Here is a 6,484-nt window from a genome sequence, read left to right on the forward strand (position 1 = left end):
GTAAAATCCTCGGCGGGTTGACTAACAAAAATCATCTTCGACACGTCGAGACTCCTTTAGCCTGGAAGTAGAAAACAACTTTGCTGAGGCCCGGGTATTGTTTAAACTGCACTACTGGTATCGAAACGCCACAACGGTATTCGGCACCGACACCCCCCTTCTAAACGAGGTTTGTGAGACCAGGTGGCTGCTTGATTACGAGCTGTAAGTTTCGAAACCTCGTTCTAGTCTCGCATGGTAGCGCGTATCAAGTTCCACTGCAAGCCGGATCTCAGATGACAACTCGATGCTAGATACGTCAAGATCGGGGTGTGAGGGCGGCTGAGGTAGTTGTGGTTGGGGCCGGGATTGCCGGGCTGGGGGCGGCCAGGGTGCTGCACGAGGCCGGGCTCGAGGTTCTGGTGGTGGCCCGCGAGCTGGGCGAGGCCAGCCGGGTGCCGGATGCGCTGCTCAATCCGGTGCGGGGCAAGCGTGGAAGCGTGGCCCCAGAGGCCGAGGAGGCTTTGGAAGCCCTCTGGGATTTCTATCCCCGGTTTGTCCCTGTGCGCCAGGGTATCCTTCGCCCGGTTCCCGAGGCGGATCGGGGAGCGTGGAAGGCGAAACTCGAGGGCCGCCAGATTCCCCATGTGTGGCTGGACGAGGGCCTTTACCTCGAGAACGCGGGCTGGCTCGAGACCACCCCGCTGCTGCACCGTCTGGCCGAGGGCTTGCAGATTCTCTATGCCGTGGTAGAGCGGCTCGAGGGGAGTACGGTCTGGCTGCGGGGGGGCCGCAGGCTGGACTGCCGGGTGCTGGTCTATGCCGGAGGAGCCAGCGGGGCCCATCTGATCGGGCTGGGCGGGCGCTTCACCCCTGGCTCGGTGCTGGTGACCAGGGAGCACTTCAAGCAGGCCCGGTCGTATGGCGTGTACGTGGCCGGGCATAGCCTGGGTGGAAGTTATCTGCCCCATCAGAACACCTATGCGCTGCATCAAACGCAACCCCACGAGGTCGAGTGGCTGCTTTCGGAGGCGCAAAAACTGCTGGGCTACCGGCCTGAGTTTGGCTCGTCTTGGGCCGGGGTGCGCTACCGGCTGGACAAACACTACCTCAAGCCGATTCCCGGCGGCTACGCCCTCACCGGCTTTGGCTCGGCGGCCTACTTCTACGCACCGCTCTACGCAGAGCGCTTGTTAAGGCGACTATCAGAGGGTTCCTGGTAAACTGACGGCGATGCAGCAATACCACGATCTGATGCGCTTCGTGTTGGAGCACGGCCAGGACAAACCCGACCGCACCGGAACCGGCACCCGCTCGGTTTTTGGCTACCAGATGCGCTTCAATCTGGCCGAAGGGTTCCCGCTGGTCACCACCAAAAAACTCCACTGGAAGAGCATTGTCCACGAGCTGCTGTGGTTTTTGCGGGGCGATACCAGTACGCGCTACCTCAAGGAGAACGGGGTCTCGATCTGGGACGAGTGGGCCCGCGCCGATGGCGAGCTGGGGCCGGTTTATGGCAAGCAGTGGCGGAGCTGGGCCGGGGCCGACGGCCAGACCATAGACCAGATCTCCTCGGTGGTGAACGAGATCGGGCGCAACCCCGACTCCCGCCGTCTGGTGGTGAGCGCCTGGAACGTGGCCGACCTGCCCAAAATGGCCCTGGCCCCCTGCCATATCCTGTTTCAGTTTTATGTGGCCCAGGGGCGGCTTTCCTGCCAGCTCTACCAGCGCAGCGCCGACGTTTTTCTGGGGGTTCCCTTCAACATTGCTTCCTACTCGCTCCTCACGCTGATGGTGGCCCAGGTGACGGGTCTGAAACCGGGGGATTTTATTCACACCCTGGGCGATGCCCATCTCTACACCAACCACTTTGAACAGGCCCGGCTGCAACTAGAACGTGAGCTGCGCCCGCTGCCCACCGTCAGGCTCAACCCCACGGTGACCGATTTGTTTGGGTTCAAGTACGAAGACATCGGACTCGAGGGCTACAACCCCCATCCGCGCATTGCCGCGCCGGTAGCGGTCTGATGCAAAAAATCGTTCTGGTGGTGGCGATGGATCAGAACCGGGCCATTGGCCGGGGGGGTGCGCTGCCCTGGCATCTGCCCGATGACCTCAAGCGGTTCAAGGCCCTTACGCTGGGCAAGACCGTGCTGATGGGGCGCAAGACCTACCAGAGCATTGGCCGCCCGCTGCCCAAACGCCGGAATGTGGTTTTGACCCGAGACTCCCGCTTCAGGGCAGAGGGGATCGAGGTTGTGCATTCGCTGGAGGATGCGCTCCAGCGGGGCCCCGAGTTGATGGTGATGGGCGGGGGCGAAATATACACCCTTTTCCTGCCCCTCGCGACAGATATGTATCTGACGCTGGTGGATACGGTGGTGCCCGATGCGGATGCCTTTTTCCCGGCCTGGAACCGTGCGGACTGGCTCGAGACCGGTCGGGAGTTTCACCCCGCCGACGAGCGGCACGCTTTTGCGTTTAGTTATGTTGACCTGAAGCGCGCATAACCCTGGTTGCCGACTATTCCCCGCCGCTCCCGTCTGAATCGCCACCTGAGGCATCAAAGCTGCTATCCAGACCGGCAAAGGCTTGATCCAGGCTGTCGTAACTGGCCTTGCTGGGGTCAGGGTCGTGGCTGCCTGCGCCAAAGATTGGGATAAACGAGCCTCCCCCATCGTCCTGCCGTGCGATCAGGGCATTGATTTCGCCGAAGTAAGGCCACAGCTCGGGCACCAGAATGGCCGCAGACCCCAGGTGGGCCATCAGCGCGACCACCTGAGGGGGGTCGTCTCGGAGCAGGCGAGCGATCTGGCGGGCCTGGGCCATCTGATCTTCGAGCTGCTCCTTCTGCGCGAGTCCAGCCGCGGTGTGCCGATAACGAGTGGTTTTGAACCACCCCATCCCCCCTTGTGGCCGAGACTCGAGCAACCCCAGCCGCAGCAGACCTGGCAGAATGATTTTTTGCTTGAACTGCTCGTAGTTTGAACCATACTCTCTTCGTAGTTGTTGGAGTACCTGACCCACCTCCGGACCATGTCGGAGGGCGCTGCGAAGGTCGCCCAGCAAACCATACAGAACCAGGTTTTTGGGACGCTCGCCGGGGCTTAGATGCAGATTGGTACTGCTAACCTTGAACCCCAGCCAGCCGCGCCGGGAGGTCTTACCCAGGTGCACCAGCCCCACGGCCATCAGTTCTTTGACCCCCACCTTCAGAGCTTCTGGTGCCTCTACGGCAGGGTTTAGCAGAACCAGCAGTTCGGGTGCGCTCAGGTCTTTGGTGTCCACTGCCTTAGTTTGCTGGAACATGACATCCTCCAGGGTCGGGGCACAGGATGGCCGCTGCATCAAGCTCGAAATGTATCCGGGTACTGCACCTGCAACGGTTTTGGCGAACTCGACATGGCGTTGGGCCCAACAAAAAAAAGCGGAGCATTTTCGCTCCGCGCTGGTAAAAGCTCCGCCCTACTCGAGGTTCGCTTGGGGTAGATAGGTTCCCGCATCCAGCCTCCCAACTTCAGGTTGGCGGAGCATTGTCAGAAGATGGTCACGCACAACTGCAAAAAACCTCCCCCTGGGCGGGGAGGTCGGTGGCCCACACGGGTTAGGCCAGGCCCAGGCTCAGCTCTTCTTCTTCGAAGGCAATGCCGCCGTCCTTGAGGGTGATGTAGAGGGTGCGACCAGGGCGGGAAAGGAGCTCGAGCGAGAGGGGGTCTTCGACTTTTTCGCGGATCAAATTGCGCAGGATCCGGGTGCTGCCCTGTTTGGGGGCCTGTTCGACCAGCCAGGCTGCCACGGTAGGATCAAACCGCACGGTTTTTTCGCGGGACTCGAGTTCTTTGGCGATGTCCTCGAGCATGATCTGCGTAACCTGCACCAGCTCGGGTTCGCTGAGGTTGCGGAAGCGGATCACCTCGTCGAGGCGGTCGAGGAACTCGGGGGTGAAAATTGCCTTGAGGGGGCTCTCGGTGTCCACCTCGCGGCTGGTGAAGCCGATGGCCGGCCCTACATTGAAGCCGGTATTGGAGGTCATGATCAGGATCACCCGGCGGAAATCCACCGTACGACCCAGGCCATCGGTGAGGCGGCCTTCGTCCAGCACCTGCAGGAAGGTGTTGTAGATGTCGGGGTGGGCCTTCTCGATCTCGTCCAGCAACACCACACTAAAGGGCTGGCGGCGCACCGCTTCGGTCAGGCGGCCCCCCTGCTCGTAGCCCACATAGCCGGGAGGAGCCCCGATCAGCTTGGAAATCGAGTGCGGCTCCTGAAACTCGCTCATATCGAAGCGAATCAGCGCACGCTCCGAGCCAAACAGCACTTCGGCCAGGGCTTTGGCCAGGTGGGTCTTGCCTACCCCCGACGAGCCAGCGAACAGGAAGCTGGCCGAGACGCGGGTGCGCCCGCCCAAACCCACCCGGCTGCGGCGCAGCGCGGCGGCCAGGGCCTCGACCGCTTCCTGCTGGCCGATCACCCGCTTGTTGAGTTCTTCTTCCAGCCCAAACAGCTTGCTGTCGTCCTTGTCATCTACGTAAACGCCGCCCCAGGAGTCCACCACGCACTCGATGTCCTCACGGGCTACCAGGGGCGTGCCGTCCTCGTCCATCGCCACCGGCATGCCCAGCGAGTCGTTGAGACGCACCCGGCTGGCGGCCTCGTCAATCAGGTCAATGGCCTTGTCGGGGAAATTGCGCCCCGGCAGGCTCCGAATCCCGATCTTGACCGAGAGGCCCAGAATCTCGTCGGGAATGACCACCCCGTGGTGGGCTTCGTAGCGTGGGCGCAGACCCTTCAAAATTTCCAGGGTTTCCTCGGGGCTGGGCTCCAGCACGATAACCGGCTGGAAGCGGCGTTCTAAAGCGGCGTCCTTTTCGATATAGCGGTGGTATTCTCCGGTGGTGGTGGCCCCGATTACCTGAACCTCACCCCGGCTCAGGGGGGGTTTGAGGATGTTGGCAGCGTCGAGGGTGCCTTCCGCGCCGCCTGCCCCAATCAGCGTGTGCAACTCGTCAATAAAGGCCACTACCTTGGCATTCTTCAGTTCTTCGATAATCTGGCGCAGGCGCTCTTCAAACTCACCACGGTACTTGGTTCCGGCCACCACACCGGCCAGGTCTACCGAGACGATCCGCGCTCCACGCAGCACCGGTGGCACCCGCCCCTCGGTAATGGCCTGGGCCAGTCCTTCCACGATGGCGGTCTTGCCCACGCCGGGGTCGCCCACCAGTACCGGGTTGTTCTTGGTGCGGCGGGCCAGAATCTGAATCACCCGGTTGATTTCCTCGGCCCGGCCAATCACCGGGTCGAGCTTGCCCTCGCGGGCCTCGCGGGTCAGGTCACGCCCGTACTCGTCGAGGAAAGGGGTGGCCACAGCCTTTTCTTTGGTCTGCTCACCGGCTTGCGACAGCACCCGCCAGCGGATGGTGTCCACATCTTTGGCGTAATGGGTCATGATGCGGTAGGCGATGCCGTCGCCCTCGCGGATGATGCCCAGGAGAATATGTTCGGTTCCAATGACCTGGCTGGACATGTTGCGGGCCTCGGCGCCGGCCAGTTCCATCACCCGCCGGGCCCGGGGCGTGATAGCGGGCGGTTCGCCGGTGCGGCTGCCCTCGCCCCGCCCGACCAGCTCTTCGACCATCCGGCGCATGGCTTCCAGGCTTGCCCCGTACTCCATCAGGATGCGCGCCGCGGTACCGCCTTCGCGCATCAGGCCCAGAAGCAGGTGCTCCGGCCCGATCATGCTATGACCCAGGCGGCTCCCTTCTTCCCTGGCATAGTGAAATACCAACCTGGCGCGGTCGTCGTACCTGTTCAAGTGCGAACCTCCTGGTATTTAGGGCATGTATTCATAGCGCCGCTTTCTTCCTACCTCAATAGTACAGTATGCCTCGCTCTTTCCAGGTGTTTGCGCGACACGTTACGAAGCATTGCCGTGGGTTTGCCTTAATCCTAAAAAACAGCTTAGCCCAACCCCACCAGACCCGGTTAGCGACATTTGTCCTGGACAGATAAATCCCCATTAACTGGGTATCAGAAAGCTGGCATCGCTGAGGAAAGTGACGGATGGCTAAACCAGGTTAATGCCCGCAACCCTCTCAAAAACCTGCCGAAGTCGCGTTTTTCGATGGGAGCGATCCGCACGGCGCCCTTCTACCCTATAGCGGGAATAGAGGTTCTCGAGCGCAATCTCCAGGTCTACACAGGATAATCTCAGCATTCCACTCTCGATTTTCTCGTAATGCCAGCCGCCTTCAACCCGTCTGAAAACCTCCGCCCGCACGGTGTCTGGGTCGAGCAGCACGTCCCTCTGCAAGCTCGGCAGGGCCTGGTAATTCAACCATTTTTCGCCCCGGTCGGTTTCTGCGGTGCGGTCGGATAAAACCTCCACCATCAGGCAGGGTTTTTTGACGATTCTGGGGTCGTCCTCGGTCTCGCAGTACACCATCACAGCGGGGTAGTAGGGGGCATGGTTGGCCAGAACCAGGGTATCGGCAGTGGCTACCAA

At 61.4% G+C, this 6,484-nt stretch carries 6 protein-coding genes; 3 read left to right on the forward strand and 3 right to left on the reverse strand.

Going from position 1 to position 6,484, the window contains the following annotated elements:
* Nucleotides 1–311: 311 nt before the first annotated feature.
* Genes Q0288_RS01990 through Q0288_RS02000 form a run of 3 tightly spaced genes read left to right on the forward strand, consistent with a single transcriptional unit; the run spans nt 312 to nt 2,489 of the window.
* On the forward strand, nt 312–1,202 hold the full coding sequence (locus Q0288_RS01990) for an FAD-dependent oxidoreductase (RefSeq protein ID WP_299426370.1): 891 nt from the start codon (nt 312–314) through the stop codon (nt 1,200–1,202).
* A 10-nt stretch (nt 1,203–1,212) separates the two neighbouring features.
* Nucleotides 1,213–2,007 (forward strand): thymidylate synthase, encoded by a 795-nt coding sequence (locus Q0288_RS01995; protein ID WP_299426373.1) that lies wholly within the window; start codon nt 1,213–1,215, stop codon nt 2,005–2,007.
* The gene (locus Q0288_RS02000) at nt 2,007–2,489 is read left to right on the forward strand and encodes a dihydrofolate reductase (protein WP_299426376.1); all 483 of its coding nucleotides are present in this window, start codon (nt 2,007–2,009) and stop codon (nt 2,487–2,489) included. Before Q0288_RS01995 ends, Q0288_RS02000 begins: the two co-directional genes overlap by 1 nt.
* 13 nt (nt 2,490–2,502) lie before the next feature.
* Here the strand turns inward: Q0288_RS02000 and Q0288_RS02005 are convergent, their stop codons facing one another.
* The 3 genes from Q0288_RS02005 to Q0288_RS02015 all read right to left on the reverse strand — a co-directional run.
* Nucleotides 2,503–3,288, reverse strand: a complete 786-nt coding sequence (locus tag Q0288_RS02005) for a hypothetical protein (protein WP_299426379.1) — start codon at nt 3,286–3,288, stop codon at nt 2,503–2,505.
* A gap of 295 nt (nt 3,289–3,583) precedes the next feature.
* Nucleotides 3,584–5,794 carry an ATP-dependent Clp protease ATP-binding subunit gene (locus Q0288_RS02010; protein WP_299426382.1) on the reverse strand — a complete coding sequence of 737 codons (2,211 nt, stop codon included), beginning with the start codon at nt 5,792–5,794 and terminating at the stop codon, nt 3,584–3,586.
* A gap of 252 nt (nt 5,795–6,046) precedes the next feature.
* The coding region (locus Q0288_RS02015) for a Uma2 family endonuclease (protein WP_299426385.1) at nt 6,047–6,484 on the reverse strand (438 nt) is incomplete at its 5' end.

It is taken from the genome of uncultured Meiothermus sp. (assembly GCF_937863175.1).
Classification (GTDB): Bacteria; Deinococcota; Deinococci; order Deinococcales; family Thermaceae; genus Meiothermus.

Coding starts and splice junctions, on each gene's coding strand:
- Q0288_RS02005 (WP_299426379.1), bottom strand. CDS start 3,288: ATGTTCCAGCAAACTAAGGCAGTGGACACCAAAGACCTGAGCGCACCC.
- Q0288_RS01995 (WP_299426373.1), top strand. CDS start 1,213: ATGCAGCAATACCACGATCTGATGCGCTTCGTGTTGGAGCACGGCCAG.
- Q0288_RS02000 (WP_299426376.1), top strand. CDS start 2,007: ATGCAAAAAATCGTTCTGGTGGTGGCGATGGATCAGAACCGGGCCATT.